Origin of the sequence: Streptomyces sp. NPDC048506, assembly GCF_040651315.1 — a bacterium.
Lineage (GTDB): Bacteria > Actinomycetota > Actinomycetes > Streptomycetales > Streptomycetaceae > Streptomyces.
On sequence record NZ_JBEZIX010000003.1, the window covers coordinates 130384 to 146629 of the forward strand.

Here is a 16246-nt window from a genome sequence, read left to right on the forward strand (position 1 = left end):
ATGTGGCATATGCGGCACCTCGAGGTGGGCTGCACGAATGAGACGCCCTGCCTGTGCACGTGAGGCGCGCGCCCTGCCTGTGCCGTTGAGGCTAAGGGGTGACCGATGGGGCGCGGCGCGGGCGGCGCCCCTGCGTCAATGGAGGTCTGCCTGAAAGGCGTGACGGTGGTCGACCGGGCAGGTGAAGACCCTCAGGTCGCCCGACCGGCCGACGACGACGCCTGTCGCGGCGTCGCTGGCCACGGTGAACAGCAGGGTCAGGTCCGTTCCGCACTCACCGCAACCGAACACCCGGGGATATGTCAGGTGCCAGGTGGGCCAGCCGCCCAACTTCCAGCCCGCGAGCCGGGTAATGGCATCGCCGTCGTCGCTGGTCTGGCGGACCAGTTCCGCCAGTCGCGGCTGGAGCTCTGGGGGCAGCTCGTCCCGGAAGGGGAAGTCGGTCACATGCTCAGCGGTGACCGTGCATGCCTGGGGCAGGTAGCCGTCCTCGTCGTACCGCGAGGGCGACGGCGGAGTCGTCAACGGGCTCGTCACGTCGGCGGCCCGTCGCCAGCGCATCTCCAGTACGGGACTGATGTCGGCCTGCTGGGCCGGAGGATCCCAGTGTTCGTTGGGGCACCAAAGGATCTGGAGGAGGTCCATGTCGGCGGGCCACCACGGTCCCGGTACGTCGCGTCGGTAGATCTGGGCGACCGGCACCATGGCCGTAGCGGGAGCTCCGTCAGGGCTGTCCACGTCGGGCAGGGAGCACTCGGGCCACGCCTCGTCGCTCGGCCACAGCAGCGGCCCCCCGATCGAACTGCTGCCCGCACCCGGCTCTCCGCGCTCGGGGTGCAGAACGACAGCGTCGCGTGCGTACGGCGCGAGTTCGGGGAGTGCGGCGAGTATCGCCTCGGTCGGCGGTCTGGGTATGCGCGTCATCATGCCCTCTGGTCAGCTGGTTGTAGATCGCCGGCAGCGTAGCGGCCCGCTGTGACAACGGATCATGAGCGGAGCCTCCGCCGGGCAGCGGCGGCGGCGAGCGTGTCGCGAACGGTCCGGACCCGCTCGTACCTCGTGGCCACGGCTCGGAAGCCGCTGGTTCGGAAAGCCCCTGCGCGCCGGGACGGTTCGCTCCACTTCATGGGTTCGCTCCACTTCGTCGCGGCGGGCGCACCGTCATTGCGGCGGGCGTACCGTCCACGATCGAGTCGAAACCGCCCTGCTCGTGGCCCGGCATACACGGAGCGTGAACAACGGAGGGTGGGCCTCGATTCCGAGATCCGCTCGTCATCCCGACTGAGTGCATCGCGACGCCGCACGGCATGCGGTGCATCCGCGGGTGATAGCACGGATGGCAGACGACTTGCTCACCGGCGCCGTGGTTCCGTGCGCCGTGTGAGCTCATCCGGCACGGAAGCGTTCCTGAACAGAGCGCTTGGAGGGTTGCACGATGGCCGAGCGCCGCTCGGGGAACAGGCTTGCCGCACTCGACGGACTGCGGCTGCTGGCCGCGCTGATGGTGGTCTTCTACCACTACGTCGCCCTCGCCAGACCCTGGGGCCATGCCACGGACACGATCTTCCCAACTGCCCACCAGTTGGCCCAGTACGGGTGGCTCGGGGTGGAGGTCTTCTTCCTGATCAGCGGCTTCGTCATCTGCATGAGCGTGTGGGGCCGCACGGTGGGCGAGTTCGCCGTCTCCCGTCTCTCCCGCCTGTTCCCCGCCTACTGGGCCGGCATCCTGCTCACCACGGTGGTGGTGAAGACCTGGCCGGAGTTCGCCTCACTGCGCGGCTGGAACAAGGTGATCACCAACCTGACCATGCTCCAGGGCGGGAACGACACCCCCGACGTCGACCCGGTGTACTGGACGCTCTTCGTGGAGCTCAAGTTCTACCTGATCATGGCCGTGGTCATGCTGTTCGGCATCACCTACCGCAACTGCCTGATCCTGTGCGGGGTGTGGACCGCGGCCGCCGCCCTCGCGCCCGTCCTGAAGACCCCGCTGATCTCCGAGTTCGCGATGCCGCAGTACGCGCCGTTCTTCATCGCGGGCATCGCCTTCCACCTGATGCGCCGCCACGGGGCCAACGCGATCCTGTGGGCGATCGTGATCCTCCAACTGCTGCTCGCCCAGCGCTACATCGGCGACCGTCTGGCCGTCAATCTCGGCGCGGCCGCCGCGCAGTCCCTGCCCACCTGGCCCGCCCGCTTCGTCATCGTCGCGGCCTTCGCCCTCATCGGCGCGATGGCGCTCGGCCTCTTCGACCGGATCCAGTGGAAGTGGCTCACCACCGCGGGAGCGCTCACCTACCCGCTCTACCTGATCCACATGAACATCGGCATGACCCTCATCCACCACTTCCGGGACACCCTCCCCGCCCCGTTCCTGGTGGCCTCGGTGACCGCGCTGATGCTGGCCACCGCCTGGCTCGTGCACCGCCTCATCGAACGCCCCCTCGGCAGATGGCTCCGCACCATCATGAGGCGAGGCATCGACGACATCCGCCACCACGTCGCACCACGCCGCAGAAACGCCCGACACCCGGCTCCGCAAACGCCCACCGCACCACCCCAGGCGACGCAGAACGACCGGACACCGCAACACTCCCGCACATTCGAGTCGGCATGACCGGAGGGCGGTAGCTGCCGCCGCTCCGGGTGAGCCCCGTCTCACCCGGAGCCGCGCACTTGTCTATGCAACGAGTTGCATAGAAGGATCGAGGTATGGCGCTCGAACACGCGATCCTCGTCTCTCTGCTGGAGCAGCCGGGCTCCGGCTATGAGCTGGCCCGGCGGTTCGACCGGTCCATCGGGTACTTCTGGACCGCCACCCATCAGCAGATCTACCGCGTCCTCAAGCGCATGGAAGGCGATGGGTGGATCGATGTCCGAGAGGTGCCGCAGCAGGCCCGACCGGACAAGAAGGAGTACTCGGTGGCCGCCCCGGGCCGGGCCGTGCTCTCCGCGTGGCTCCATGAGCCGATCGAACCCGAGAGCGTCCGGCACGAGCTCGCCGTGAAGATCCGCGGTGCGGCCTTCGACGATCCGGCCGCCCTGATCCGTGAGGTGGAGCGGCACCGTCAGGCGCACACCGACCGGCTCGCGCACTATCTCGCGGGGGAGCGGCGGGACTTCACCGGCCCCGAGGCCCCCGCCACGCTCGACGCCGGGCAACAGCTCCAGCACGTCGTGCTGCGCGGCGGCATCGCGTATGAGCAGATGACCCTCGCCTGGCTCGACGATGTGCTCGCCACCCTCCACCGACTCGGCCCCGAGCGCTGAACCGCCGCCGACGCACCACCGACGCACCACCGACGCGCCGTCCAACGGCACGCCCCGAAGCTCTCCGCCAGCACCCTGAAAACCCCCGTCCGGAAAGGCGACCGCCATGGCCGACCAGCTGCTGTTCAACCCCCGCACCTACGACCCGGCGCACTTCGACCCCGAGACCCGCAGGCTGCTGCGCGCCACCGTCGACTGGTTCGAGGACCGCGGCAAGCGCCAGCTGATCGAGGACTACCGCTCCCGAGCCTGGCTGGCGGACTTCCTCGCGTTCTCCGCCAAGGAAGGGCTGTTCGCGACGTTCCTCACCCCGGCCGCCGCAGCCGACGGGCAGCCGGACAAGCGCTGGGACACCGCCCGGATCGCCGCCCTCAACGAGATCTTCGGCTTCTACGGGCTCGACTACTGGTACGCCTGGCAGGTCACCATCCTCGGCCTCGGCCCGGTCTGGCAGAGCGACAACGCCACCGTCCGCGCCCGTGCGGCCGAACTCCTCACCCAGGGCGAGGTGTTCGCCTTCGGCCTGTCCGAGAAGGCGCACGGCGCCGACATCTACTCCACCGACATGCTGCTGGAGCCTGACGGGGACGGCGGATTCCGCGCCAGCGGCTCCAAGTACTACATCGGCAACGGCAACGCCGCCGGACTCGTCTCCGTCTTCGGCCGCCGCACCGACATCGAGGGCCCGGACGGCTATGTCTTCTTCGCCGCCGACAGCCGTCACCCCGCCTACCACCTCGTGAAGAACGTCGTCGACTCCTCCAAGTACGTCAGCGAATTCCGCCTCGACGACTACCCGGTCGGCCCGGACGACATCCTGCACACCGGCCGTGCCGCCTTCGACGCCGCCCTCAACACCGTCAACGTCGGCAAGTTCAACCTCTGCACCGGCGCCATCGGCATCTGCGAGCACGCGATGTACGAGGCCGTCACCCATGCGCAGAACCGCATCCTCTACGGCCGCCCGGTCACCGCCTTCCCGCACGTGCGCCGCGAGTTGACCGACGCCTACGTCCGTCTCGTCGGGATGAAGCTGTTCAGCGACCGTGCCGTCGACTACTTCCGCTCCGCCGGCCCCGACGACCGCCGCTACCTCCTCTTCAACCCGATGACGAAGATGAAGGTGACCACCGAGGGCGAGAAGGTCATCGACCTGATGTGGGACGTCATCGCGGCCAAGGGCTTCGAGAAGGACACCTACTTCGCCCAGGCCGCCACCGAGATCCGGGGCCTGCCGAAGCTGGAGGGCACGGTCCACGTCAACCTCGCACTGATCCTCAAGTTCATGGGCAACCACCTGCTGAACCCCACCGAGTACGCGGCGGTGCCGACGCGCCTCGACGCGGCCGACGACGCGTTCCTCTTCCGTCAGGGGCCGGCCCGCGGTCTGGGAGCCATCCGCTTCCACGACTGGCGGACCGCATTCGACGCCTACGCGGAGACCCCCAACGTCGCCCGCTTCCGCGAGCAGGCGGACGCCCTGTGCGAGTTCGTCACCACCGCCGCCCCCGACGAGGAGCAGAGTCGCGACCTGGACCTCCTGCTCGCCGTGGGCCAGCTCTTCGCGCTCGTCGTACACGCCCAGCTGATCCTGGAACAGGCACGCCTGACCGATCTCGACGCCGACGTGCTCGACGAACTGTTCGCCGTCCTCGTACGCGACTTCTCCGCGCACGCCGTCGAGCTGCACGGCAAGGATTCGGCCACCGTGGCACAGCAGGATTGGGCGCTGGGCGCGGTCCGGCGCCCGGTCGTCGACGAAGCCCGCTCGAAGCGCGTCTGGGAGCGCGTCGAGGCGCTGTCCGGAGCGTACGAGATGGCCCCGTAACACCGGAGCAGCCCGGCCCCATGACGGGTCGTCAGGCCCGGCCGGCGTCCAAGGACACCGGCCGGGCCTGCCGCTGTGCCGAAGGGATCCGCCCGGATATTCTCCACGGCGTGATCACTGTGTACGCGAGCCCTGAGGACGCCGAGGTTGCGATAGCTGCGGCGCAGGCCGGTGCGGAGGTGGTGCGCGGCAGGTACGGGCAGCGGCTCACCCGTATCGACAAGGGGGCCGGGGACTTCGCCACCGCCGCCGATGTGGAGGCCGAGGAGGCGATCCTCGGCGCCATCCGGGCGGCTCGGCCGGATGACGCCGTGCTCGGCGAGGAAGGCGGGCGGCGCGGTGCTGCCGACGCTGTGCGCCAGTGGTTGGTGGATCCCTTGTGCGGCACGTTGAACTACGCCGTCGGCAATATGCTGGTGGCCGTCAACGTGGCGCTGCACAACGGGGCGGCGGCGGTGGCCGACCCGTTCGGCGGCGAGGTCTTCTTCACCGACGGGGAGAGCGCCTGGGTGCGGCGCGACGGGGCCGATGCGCAGCTGGTGCCGACGCCCGCAACCCGGCTGGTGGACGTCAACCTGGATCCGCCGTTTCCGAGCGCGCCCGGGTTCCGGGCCGTGGACTTGCTGGCCCACCCTGGGTTCGTCGAGCGGTTCCGGCCGCGGGTCGTGTCCACGACGCTGGCGTTGGCCTGGGTCGCTGCGGGCAAGCGCGCCGCGTACGTCACCGATGGCGGTGACCTCTCCGGGAGCGTGCACTTCGCCGCCGGTATCGCCGTGTGCCGGGCCGCCGGCTGCGTGGTCAGTGGGATCGACGGCGCTCCGCTCGGGCCGGGAGGCCGCGGGCTCGTGGTGGCCGCGGACGCCGGGACCCATGAGCTGCTGATGTCGATGATCCGCAGTTGAGGCTCACACTGTCGGGCCGGGGCCATGCCGGGGCGGACGACGACTGCTCAAACCCGCAGCCGCAAGAGCACCCGTCCATGGGGCCCAACTCGCCTCCCTCGCACGGATGGTGAGTTCTCCCTTGGCATACTCGCTGCTGGTGCTGGTGCTGGTGCTGCCTGGCTGGAGGAGGTAACGATGATTCTGGTGACCGGCGCGAGTGGGAACGTCGGAACGGCTCTGCTCACGCGTCTGCATGCTGACGGCGTGGCGGTGCGTGCGGCCTATCGTGATCCGAACGCCACGGCTCGGGCGATCACATCGGGCGCTCAGGCGGTGACGCTCGATCTGGCCATACCGGACACGCTGGGGCCCGCACTCGAGGGCATCGAGGCCGTGTTCCTTCTCGGCGCGACGGGCCCGGACCAAACGACGCAGGAACTCAACATGGTGGAAGCCGCCCGTGCGGCGGGTGTTCGGGTGGTCAAGTTGTCGGTCTGGCGGGCCGACGAGGGGCTGTCACCGATCGCCCGGCTGCATCGGCCCGTCGAAGAGTCACTGGTCACGTCCGGGCTCCCCTGGACGATCCTGCGCCCCAACTTCTACCTTCACAACTTCCTGCACCAGTCGTCCATCCGCGAGGCCGGGGAGTTCAGCCTGCCACTGATCAGCGCACCCATCAGCTTCGTCGAAGTCGGCGATATCGCCGATGTCGCCGCGCGGGTTCTCACCACTGACGGCCACGACGGCCGCGTCTACGACGTCACCGGGCCCAGGGCGCTGACCTACGCCGAAGCCGCGGAGACATTCTCCGACGTTCTCGGCAAGCCGGTGCGCTATGTGGGCCTGCCCGACGACGAAGCGCGCGCGGCGATGCTGAACCGCGGGATGCCGGAGTTCCATGCCGATGCTCTGATCGACGTTGCCCGCGCCTACCGCGACGGCGGTGCCGAGACCGTCACCTCGACCGTCGCCGACCTCACCGGCCGGCGAGCCCTCGGGTTCGCCGATTTCGTGCGCCGGAACCGCACTTCCTTCGTTTGACCACGGTCCCCGTCGGCCCGGTCCCCGACCGCGCTCATCTGATCGGCGGCGTCCTCCGGGCGGCGGACCTACGGGCCCGCCGCCTCGGGGAGGGGCGGGCCGCGGGGCCCGCCCCGTTCGCCAGTGCTCGTCCAGCCTGCGCCGGCCAGTGCCCGTCCAGCCTGCGTCGGCCCGTGTCGAGCCTGCCGGTCGGCGTCGAGCCTGCCGGTCGGCGTCCGGCGGCGGCGTCAGCAGGTGACGTCCGCCGTCCGCGCCGCCTCCAACAGGCCCGCCCAGTCGGGGAGCTTGACCGGGCCGCGCCCCAGGCCGCGGCCCCACTCCGCCTCCGCGGCCTCGATGGCCAGCCAGCCCGGCCAGGCCACCGGGGACTGCCCCGCCCGGGTCAGCGCGGCCACCGGGTCCTCGGTCGTCCTCCGCTCCGTGAGCGTGGCGGCGTCCTCCAGCAGCGACTGGGCGGTCTCCTTCGCGCACGGCCGGTTGGTGCCGATCACGCCCGTCGGGCCCCGCTTGATCCAGCCCGCCACATACACCCCGGGAAGCGGCGCCCCGTCCTGGAGCACCCGTCCCGCCCGGTGCGGCACCGTCCCGGTGGCTTCGTCGAACGGCAGCCCCGGTTGCGGCGTTCCCCGGTAGCCGACCGAGCGGAGCACCAACTGCCCCTCGATCTCCTCGAATTCACCGGTGCCCGTGACCCCGCCCCGCCCGTCGGGCGCGGTCCGCTCGAACCGGACGGCCCGCACCCCGGCGGCGTCCCCGAGCACCTCCATGGGCCGCAGGAAGAATCGCAGGTGGATCCGGCGCCGGCGGCCCACCGGAGTGGTCGCGCCGGTGGGCCGCTCCGCCCAGCCGCGCAGCACCTCGACGTTCCGCCGTCCCACCGCCGGCAGCCCGCCGGGGTCCCGGTACGCCGGATCCAGCGCCAGCTCGTCCGGCCGGACCAGCACCTCCGTACCCGGCAGCGACCCCAGCTCCCGCAGCTCCTTGGTGGTGAACTTGGCCTGGGAGGGCCCGCGTCGACCGATCATCCAGACGTCCTCGACCTGGCTGTCCGCCAGCGCGCCGAGCGCGTCCTGCGGCATGTCGGTGGCGGCGAGCTCCGCGGCGCCGCGGGAGAGCATCCGGGTCACGTCCACCGCCACGTTCCCCACCCCGATCACGATCGCGGACCGCGCCGTGAGGCCGAAGCGGTTCGTGGCCGCATCGGGATGTGCGCTGTACCAGGCGACGAAGTCGGTCGCCGGATGGCTGCCGGGCAGGTCCTCGCCGGGGATGCCCAGGTGTCGGTCGGTGGCGGCGCCCACGCAGAACACCACCGCGTCGAAGATCTCCAGGAGCTGCTGGAGGCCCAGTCCCGGCGCGCCCACTTGGACGTTCCCCAGGAAGTGCACTCCGGGGTGCTCCAGCACCGTACGCAGATTGTTCTGTAGCGACTTGATCTTTTCGTGGTCCGGTGCGACGCCGTAGCGCACGAGTCCGTACGGGCAGGGCAGCCGATCCAGGACGTACACCTCGATGTCCGGTACGGTCTGCTGCTCGATCAGGGACTGGGCGGTGTAGACGCCGCTGGGTCCGGAACCGATCACTGCGACACGAAGCACGAGTGGCCCCTTCCGCGGGATACCCCCAGGATCGCACCGGCAGGCGCGCGGCGGGAGATGCGCTATCGGGGTTGCTCCCGGTGGGATGAGCGTGCCGCGCTACTGGGCCGGGTGAGCTGGAGGCTAGGTTTTCAATGTGTCGGAAAGTGACTTTTATACCGTTAATCACCGATATGAGGCCCAGGGCGCGCCACAGGAGTGGCCCACGTGGGAGCTGAAGGCGCACGGCTCGGCCGCGCCCGCTCCCGGGTCTGCCGTCCCGGACGAGGCGACCGGTCCCGACGGTCGTGAGTGTCCGTTGCCCCGGCTCGATCCGCTGGGTTCCTGGTGCAGCGCCCGGCTGAGCTTCGCCGACGGTGCCCGGATCGACGTCCTGGTCGCGGTCTCCGACGATCACATCACCGTCGAGGACGTACGGGCCGATCCACCGCTGCGGCTGGACGGCCTCGCCGACCTGGCCCGCTGGATCGAGGGCCCACTGGACGACGCCTTCCGGGCGGCCACCGGGCGTCCCCAGAAGCACCGGCCCGCGCCGTGCCGACCGGGCCCGGCCGCCACGGCGCCGGAGCAGGGTGCCGGGCCGACGACGGGGACGGCGTACGCATCAGGGGCGATGGGCGGAACGGCACCCGAGTCGACGACCGGGCCGACACCCGAGCCGATGGTCGGTGCCGCACCCGAGCCGATGGCCGGGCCGACACCCGATCCGGTGGCCGGTGGGGCGTACGAGCAGGTGGCCGGCGCGGGGTACGAGCCGGTGGCCGGCGCGGCGGGGGAGTCGCCGGCGGGGGCGGTGGAGGAGGCGGCGGTCCACCGAGCGGATCCGGCATCGACCGACGGGGCCACGGACGGCGCGGTGGATGTGGTGGGCGTGGAGGGGGCAGAGGGCGCGGAGGGCACGGAAGGGGCGGTGACGGGAGCGGCGGGGGCCGACGCGGCGCCCGGCAAGTCCGGGGCGGCGGCGCGGGAGGGTGCGGAGGAGCACACCCGCTCGGCCCTGCTCGCCCGGTCGCGGGCCTCCGAGCGTCGGAGGCTAGCCGCGGAGGCGTACCGGCAGGCCCAGCGGGAGGGGCGCGATCCGGTGCTGGCCGTGATGCTCGCCACCGGACGGAACCGTCGGAGGTCCCTGCGGTTGATCGCCGGTGCCCGCGACGAGGGGCTCCTGACGCCACGCCACAACAAGCGCTGACGGAGCAACTCCGCGCCCCGCACGGCGACTTCCGCGCGGCCCGACAACTGGTGCCGCTCCCGGCACCTGCCGTCGCCCCAGAGGCCGAGGTGCAGCCCCAGTCCGACCACCGCTGACTCCCCGGAGCCGTACGGCCCATGTCCCGCTGGTCGGCTCAGTCGTCCGGTGGGACGCCCAACTCCCAGTCCAGGCCGTACCGTTGGAACAGCTCGGCACGCAGTCGGGCGCGTGGCATCGGCGCTCCCGGCAGCAGCATCGGCACCACCGAGCCCATCAGCAGCGCGCGCAACAGCGGGTAGTCGGAGTCCGGGTCCGACGACCCGTACGCCACGACCGTCTCCCGCAGCAACTGCGCCAGCCGCTGCTGCTCGGGGCACTGGATGAACCCCTCGGCCGTCAGGATCCCCGCCATGTGCGTGCGCATCAGCAGCGGACGGTCGTGCGCCAGCCCCAGGATCGCGTCGATGGCCCGTGCCAGCAGCTCGCGCCCCGCGTCCGGTCCGGTCGGCCGCGGCTCACGCTCCAGCGCCGCCTGCAACGTGCGGTGCATCAGGCGGTGCACGGCGGATTGCAGCAGTTGCCGCTTGCCGGGGAAGTAGTACGAGATCAGGCCGCGTGCCGCCCCCGCGCGCCGTGCGATGTCCCCCAGCGTGGTCGCCTCGTACCCGCGCTCCCCTACCAGATCGACCGTCGCCTGCAACAGCCGCTCGCGGGAGCGCCGCCGCAATTCCTCGTTGACCGATGCGCTGCGGGGGGACATCCTGTAACTCCTGCGTTGACTGGCTCCGAGCCAATACACTCAGTATGACTCCGGATGGTCGCCCTCGGGCGGGATCCGGTCAAGCCGCCTGATTCGGGCGACGCGGGGGATCGCCCGAATCGGGTCGAGGTGGGGCTGAGGTTGGCCTCGGGCGTCACCAACTGCGTCCGGTCCGCTCTCCTCAGCCCTTCACCGCGCCGGAGGTGAGCCCCTGGACGATGTGCCGGCTGGCGAAGGCGAACAGCGCCATGGTGGGCAGGATGGTGAGTACGGCTGCCGCGGACATCGAGCCCCAGTCGATGTTGAAGCTGGAGATGAACCCGTTCAGAGCCGTGGGGACGGTCTTGTTGCTGTCGCTGTTCATCAGCGTCACCGACAGGAACAGTTCGTTCCAGCAGTTGACGAAGTTGAAGATGAACGCGGCCACGATCCCGGGACGCATCACTGGCAGCAGCACCCTGAACAGCGCCCCGAACCGGGACAAGCCGTCGATCATGGCGGCCTCCTCCAGTGCGTCCGGGATGTTCTCGAAGAAGCCGCGGAGCATCACCGTGCAGAACGGGATGCACACGGCGACGTAGACGAGGATGAGCCCGAGGCGGTTGTCGACCAGGCTGAGATCGGTCATCAGCAGGTAGAGCGGCCCCAGCGCGATGAAGGCGGGGATCATCTGGGTGACCAGGGCGGCCATCAGCAGCGCGGACTTGGTGCGGAACTCGAAGCGCGCCAGCACGTATGCCGACAGCATCGAGATCACGGTGGCCGCCGCGCCCGCGACGGTCGCGACGACAAGGCTGTTGGTGAGGTAGTCCCCGAAGTCGGCCTTGCCGAACAGCCCGCTGTAGTTCTCCAGTGACAGGTGCTGGGGCCAGTAGGCGAGGGGGAAGGCGAAGATGTCGCCGGGCGCCTTGAGCGACGTGACGGCGATCCAGTAGAGCGGGAAGACGGTGAAGACCAGCCACATCCCCAGGAAGGCGAACCTGGTGGTGCGGCCGGCCGCGGTCTCTTTGCCGATCACGACGTCACCCCTCGCTTCTCGCGCGTGGCCAGGAGGAAGAACACCGCGAACACCAGCAGCGTGGCGACCACGAGGAGACCGAGAGCCGAGGCCCTGCCGTAGTCGCCCTGCTGGGCGATCTTGATCATCCAGGTGGTCACGATGTGTGTCTCGTTGTTCGGCCCGCCGCCGGTCATCCCGAATATCAGGTCGGGGAAATTGAAGATCCAGATGACCCGCAGCAGCACGGTGAGCGCCAACGTGATCCGGATGTAGGGGATGGTGATCTGAAAGAGCGTGCGCACCTTGCCGGCGCCGTCCAGCGCCGCCGCCTCGTACAGCTCGTCGGGGATCGACTGGAGCGCGGCCAGGATCATGATGGCGAAGAAGGTGACGCCGTACCAGACGTTGGCGATCACCACGGCGATCATCGCCGTCTGCGGATCGGCCAACCAGGCGATCGGCTCGTCGATCAGTCCGGCCTTCTGGAGCAGGTCGTTCACGACGCCGAACTCGCTGTTGAACATCCAGCGGAACAGGATGCCGATGAGGAACCCGGAGATCGCCCAGGGAAAGAAGACCAGCGCCTGGTAGACGCCGCGGAAGCGGAACCGGCGGCGCAGCCACAGGGCCAGCATGAAGCCGATCACCAGCTGGGGCAGGATCGACCCGGCCACCCATAGGGCGGTGTTGCCCAGCACGGTGCCCCAGGCGGGGTCGGCGAAGACCTCGCGGAAGTTCTTCAGGCCCACCCAGGAGGTGTCGGTGAGATCCGTCAACTTCCAGTTGCGGAAGGCCATCTGGCTGCCGGCGATCACCGGGTAGTACGTGAAGACCGCCACGAAGAGCGCGGCCGGCGCCATGAAGGCGGCGATGAGCAGGCCGCGGCGGGCGGTGAACTCCGGCCTGCGGCGGCCTGGCGCCGTACTGCGGCCGGGTGGGGCGCCGCCGTTGAGGGCGGGGCGCCCCGTCCTCGGTTCGGTCGTTGCGGACGCAGATGCGGCGGGCATGCCTACTTCTCCTGCTTCCACTTCTCGGTCCAGTACGCATCCCAGCCGGCCAGCAGTTCCTTGGGCGCCATCTTTCCGAGCACCATCTTCTGCACGTCGGCGTCGGCCTTCTGCTCCCACTCGGTCCACCAGGCGACGCCGCGCGGCTGGCTGACGCTGAGGTACTTCTCGGGGTGCTCCGTCATGGTGACGTAGCTGGTCCAGGGGCCGCTCTTGTAGAACGGGTCGTCGGTAGCCGACTTGAGGATCGGCACCAGGCTGTTCTTCTTGGTGAAGGTCGTCGACGCCCTGCCCTGGGAGAGGAACTCGACCAGCTTGACCGCCTCGGCCCTGTGCTTGCTGCCGGCAGCGACGCCCCACCCGGCGGTGCCCAGTGGCTGGACGGTCTTGCCGCCGGGCCCGGCCAGCAGCGGGGCGGTGTCCCACTGGTCCTTCGAGATCGCCTTGGACTCCGCGACCGTGGCGATCACTTCGGGGTCCTGTAGCAGGAAGGCCGTGGAGCCGTTGGAGAAGCCCTCGACCATCTCCGGATAGCCCCAGGAGACCGACGACTTGGGAGCGGCCCGCTGGAAGAGCTTGAGATACGTCGTGAGGGCGTCGAGGGCCTGGGGTGCGGAGAAGATGGTGCGACCGCTCCTGAGCTTGTAGCCGTTGGCGGGGTCGACCTCGTCGGCGACGTACGCCTCGATGACGGCCGTGGCGTTGCCGTAGGCGCTGGCCCCGCCGCGGAAGGCATAGCCGTACCGGCGCTTTTCCGGGTCGTGGATGGCGGAGGCCTGCTCCAGCAGCTCGTCCCAGCTGGCCGGCGGCTTGCTGAAGCCGGCCTTCTTGATCAAGTCGGTGCGGTAGAAGAGGCTCAGCCCGTAGAAGCCGTACGGGATGAAGTAGGTCCTGCCCTTGGCGTCCTCGGAGGCCTTGACGGCGTTCTCCGTCATGGCCTGCCAGCCCTTCCAGCCCTTGAGGTCCTTCCTCATGTCGTAGAGCCAGCCGTTGTTCGACCATGGGCCCACGGTGATGTCCCGCACCTCCAGGGTGTCCACGCCGCTGCCGGCCTGGAGCATCTGCTGGATCTTCTGGTCGGCCTGCTCGGTGGGCGGCGAGACAAGATTGACCTTGATCTTGGGGTTCTGCCGCTCGAAGTCGGCTATGAGGCCCTTGAGCAGATCGGTGCGGGCCGGGTTCGTCAGGCTCTCGACCATGTTGAGGGTGACTGTTCCGCTGTCACCGGGGTTCATGGTGGAACAGCCGGTCAGGACCAGTGTGGCGGCTGTGCCGAGGGCGAGAGCTGCTGTCCGTCTTCTCATGGTGCCGACCTCTTCCTTGGGCGTCCTTGGGTGACCTTGGGTGTCCTTCGGTTTCCGGCGTGCGGTGGTGCGCCGCTACGGCGTGCTGTGCTGCTACGGCGCGCGCTGCTCGCGGGCTGCGCGGGCCCACTTGCCGAGGACCGGGACGCAGACCTCGGCGAAGTACTCGTAGTCGGCGGCGGTGTTGTAGACGTGTGCGGAAAGCCGTAGGTAGCCGGTGCCGCCGAAGCTGGTGAAGGCCGTCTCCACGCCCAGCTCCTGGGCAGCCCGGTCGCGCAGCGCATCGGCCTCGACGCGGCTGGTGCCCAGGCCCGTCGGCAGGCGCACCAGTCGCATGCCGGGGATCGGCATGCCGACGTCCACCCGGCTGCTGACGCCGGTCAGCTCGGCGAAGGCCCCGCCGACGACCTGCTCGGCATAATCGGCGAGATCGCCCATGTAGCGGCGGGCGGTCTGCCAGCCCCAGGTGCGCTCGACGAAGTCGAGCGCCTCCCGCGCCGCCAAATAGCTGGTGACGTCCACCGTGCCCTGCTGGTCGAAGCGGTCGGGGTACGGATCTGCGGCGCCCCACGAGTCGATCAAGGGATAGAGCTGCTCCCGCAGTGGGCCGCGGGCGACCAGCGCCGCGCTGCCGCGCGGCGTACAGCCCCACTTGTGCAGGTTGCCGACCCAGAAGTCGCACGTCACACCGGCGAGCGGGGCGGCGATCAGGCCGGGGGCGTGCGCGCCGTCCACGAGCAGCGGGATGCCGCGCCGCTGCGCCTCCACACCGATCCGCTCCACCGGCATCCGGCGCGCGGTCGCCGAGGTGATCTGGTCGAGCACGATGAGGTCGGTGGCCTCGCCGACCTCCGCGGCAACGGCCTCGTACGCCTCCTCCTCGTCCGCCTCCAGCGGCACCCGGGCGGTGCGGACCCGGCCGCCCCAGCGGCCCGCCAGCCGCTCGGCGCCCATGGTCACGGCCCCGTAGCCGTGGTCCGTGACGACGATCTCCCCGCCGCGGCGAGGGGTGAGGCAGGCGTACACGGCACTGATGCCGGCGCTCGCATTCGGCACCAGGGCGAGGTCGTCGGGGGCGACCACGAGGAAGTCCGCGAGCTCGGCCCGGGCGGCGGCGACCCGCTGCGGCAGCGCCGGGAACCATACGACCGGGGCGCGTTCCATCTCCGTGCGCAGCTGGTGTTGCAGCGCCTGCGCCACCAGGGGGACCGCCCCGAACGAGCCATGGTTCAGGTGCCTCAGGGCTGGGTCCAGCGACCACGCCGCGGCCGCGGGCCGGCCGTCGGCCAGTAGCAGGGGGTGCGGCGCGGTGGCGATCTCGGTCTCGCTCACATGACTCCCTGTCTGCCGGAATCTGCCGTCCCCGAGTGCCTGAGGGACATCAGACAGACACCACGAGACGTATGATGACTTGGCATCCTGGCACGGGTCTATGCGGCGAACAAGGGGTAGTCGGAGAGATTCATCAGATGAATCTCGCCATTGATCGATAGAACATCTGATGACTTGCTACAGTGATCGACGGTCCGGCGACGTCGCCGGACCGTCACGGGAGGAGTCGGATGTCCGCAGTCGACAAGGCGTTCCAGGGCCTACGGCACATGATCGCGACGGGTCGCCTCGGTGCGGGCGAGCGCATCCCCCCGGAGGGCGATCTCTGCGAGGAACTGGGCGTCTCGCGGGGGTCACTGCGCGAGGCCGTGCGGATGCTGGCCGCCCTGGGCGTCGTGGAGCCGAGGCACGGCTCCGGCACCTACGTCTCCCAGCTCAGGCCCGCAGACATCATCGGCAGCCTGTCGCTGACCCTCGAACTCCTCCCGCTGACGGGCCTGTTGGAGGTCTACGAGATCCGGCGGGTCCTCGAAGCCCATGTCGCGGCGCAGGCCGCGGCGCGCTGTACGCCGGAGACGGTGCGGACGCTGTTTTCGCTCATCGAGGCGATGGAGGCCACCGACGATCCCGCCGAGGCCTCCGAGCTCGACCACCGCTTCCACGCGGAGATCGCCCTGGCCGGCGGCAACCCCGCTCTGGCCTCCCTGCTGTCGGTCTTCCGCGCCCGCTCCCGCAAGTACCAGGTCTTCACCCTTCCCGAGGGCCCCGAGCTGCGCCGCAAGAGCGACGAGGACCACCACATTCTGGCCACCGCCATCGCCGCCCACGACCCCGTCGCCGCCGCCGGCGCCGCACAAGCTCACGTCGCCCAGACGGAGCGGTGGCTGCGTGCCTTCATGCCTCCTGTCGAGGAGGACACCCCTGGCTGACGGCGCAGAGGGCTGCGCGTGAGGTCGGGCTGGTCGTCGTAGGCGAGGAGCCGTCGGCAGCAGGCGATACATCGGAGGTCACTGCCGGGAGCCCCCCCGTAGGG

14 protein-coding genes are annotated in these 16246 nt (G+C 70.0%); 7 read left to right on the forward strand and 7 right to left on the reverse strand.

Features of this window, described 5'->3' with window-relative positions; genetic code table 11:
- Positions 1–135: 135 nt before the first annotated feature.
- A complete protein-coding gene (locus AB0C96_RS03245; protein WP_362913122.1) occupies positions 136–927 on the reverse strand; it encodes a hypothetical protein in 792 nt (263 codons plus the stop codon).
- Positions 928–1435: 508 nt separating this feature from the next.
- On the opposite strand from AB0C96_RS03245, the gene AB0C96_RS03250 reads away from it, so the two are divergent.
- From AB0C96_RS03250 to AB0C96_RS03270, 5 genes are all read left to right on the forward strand, one after another.
- Positions 1436–2617 carry an acyltransferase gene (locus tag AB0C96_RS03250; protein WP_362913124.1) on the forward strand — a complete coding sequence of 394 codons (1182 nt, stop codon included), beginning with the start codon at positions 1436–1438 and terminating at the stop codon, positions 2615–2617.
- 95 nt (positions 2618–2712) lie between these two features.
- Complete coding sequence (locus tag AB0C96_RS03255; RefSeq protein ID WP_362913126.1) at positions 2713–3270, forward strand: PadR family transcriptional regulator; 558 nt, start codon at positions 2713–2715, stop codon at positions 3268–3270.
- A 106-nt stretch (positions 3271–3376) separates the two neighbouring features.
- Positions 3377–5098 carry an acyl-CoA dehydrogenase family protein gene (locus tag AB0C96_RS03260; protein WP_362913128.1) on the forward strand — a complete coding sequence of 574 codons (1722 nt, stop codon included), beginning with the start codon at positions 3377–3379 and terminating at the stop codon, positions 5096–5098.
- Positions 5099–5208: 110 nt separating this feature from the next.
- The gene (locus tag AB0C96_RS03265; protein ID WP_362913129.1) at positions 5209–6000 is read left to right on the forward strand and encodes an inositol monophosphatase family protein; all 792 of its coding nucleotides are present in this window, start codon (positions 5209–5211) and stop codon (positions 5998–6000) included.
- 177 nt (positions 6001–6177) lie between these two features.
- The gene (locus AB0C96_RS03270) at positions 6178–7023 is read left to right on the forward strand and encodes an SDR family oxidoreductase (protein ID WP_362913131.1); all 846 of its coding nucleotides are present in this window, start codon (positions 6178–6180) and stop codon (positions 7021–7023) included.
- A gap of 227 nt (positions 7024–7250) precedes the next feature.
- Here AB0C96_RS03270 and AB0C96_RS03275 read toward each other — a convergent pair whose 3' ends face one another.
- Positions 7251–8621 (reverse strand): FAD-dependent oxidoreductase, encoded by a 1371-nt coding sequence (locus tag AB0C96_RS03275; RefSeq protein ID WP_362913133.1) that lies wholly within the window; start codon positions 8619–8621, stop codon positions 7251–7253.
- 136 nt (positions 8622–8757) lie between these two features.
- Here AB0C96_RS03275 and AB0C96_RS03280 point away from each other — a divergent pair, with 136 nt between their 5' ends.
- Positions 8758–9810 (forward strand): DUF6214 family protein, encoded by a 1053-nt coding sequence (locus tag AB0C96_RS03280; RefSeq protein ID WP_362913135.1) that lies wholly within the window; start codon positions 8758–8760, stop codon positions 9808–9810.
- 154 nt (positions 9811–9964) lie between these two features.
- On the opposite strand, the gene AB0C96_RS03285 is transcribed toward AB0C96_RS03280, so the two are convergent.
- The 5 genes from AB0C96_RS03285 to AB0C96_RS03305 all read right to left on the reverse strand — a co-directional run bounded on the left by AB0C96_RS03285 (position 9965) and on the right by AB0C96_RS03305 (position 15213).
- Positions 9965–10570, reverse strand: a complete 606-nt coding sequence (locus AB0C96_RS03285) for a helix-turn-helix domain-containing protein (RefSeq protein WP_362913137.1) — start codon at positions 10568–10570, stop codon at positions 9965–9967.
- A 181-nt stretch (positions 10571–10751) separates the two neighbouring features.
- Complete coding sequence (locus AB0C96_RS03290) at positions 10752–11588, reverse strand: carbohydrate ABC transporter permease (RefSeq protein ID WP_362913139.1); 837 nt, start codon at positions 11586–11588, stop codon at positions 10752–10754.
- Positions 11585–12577, reverse strand: coding sequence for a sugar ABC transporter permease (locus AB0C96_RS03295; protein WP_362913141.1), 993 nt, complete (start codon positions 12575–12577; stop codon positions 11585–11587). Before AB0C96_RS03295 ends, AB0C96_RS03290 begins: the two co-directional genes overlap by 4 nt.
- Before the next feature lie 2 nt (positions 12578–12579).
- Complete coding sequence (locus tag AB0C96_RS03300; RefSeq protein WP_362913143.1) at positions 12580–13881, reverse strand: sugar ABC transporter substrate-binding protein; 1302 nt, start codon at positions 13879–13881, stop codon at positions 12580–12582.
- Between the two features lie 93 nt (positions 13882–13974).
- Entirely contained in the window at positions 13975–15213 is a 1239-nt protein-coding gene (locus tag AB0C96_RS03305; protein WP_362913145.1) for an aminotransferase class V-fold PLP-dependent enzyme, read from the reverse strand.
- A gap of 230 nt (positions 15214–15443) precedes the next feature.
- On the opposite strand from AB0C96_RS03305, the gene AB0C96_RS03310 reads away from it, so the two are divergent.
- Positions 15444–16142 (forward strand): FCD domain-containing protein, encoded by a 699-nt coding sequence (locus AB0C96_RS03310; protein ID WP_362913147.1) that lies wholly within the window; start codon positions 15444–15446, stop codon positions 16140–16142.
- Positions 16143–16246: the final 104 nt, after the last annotated feature.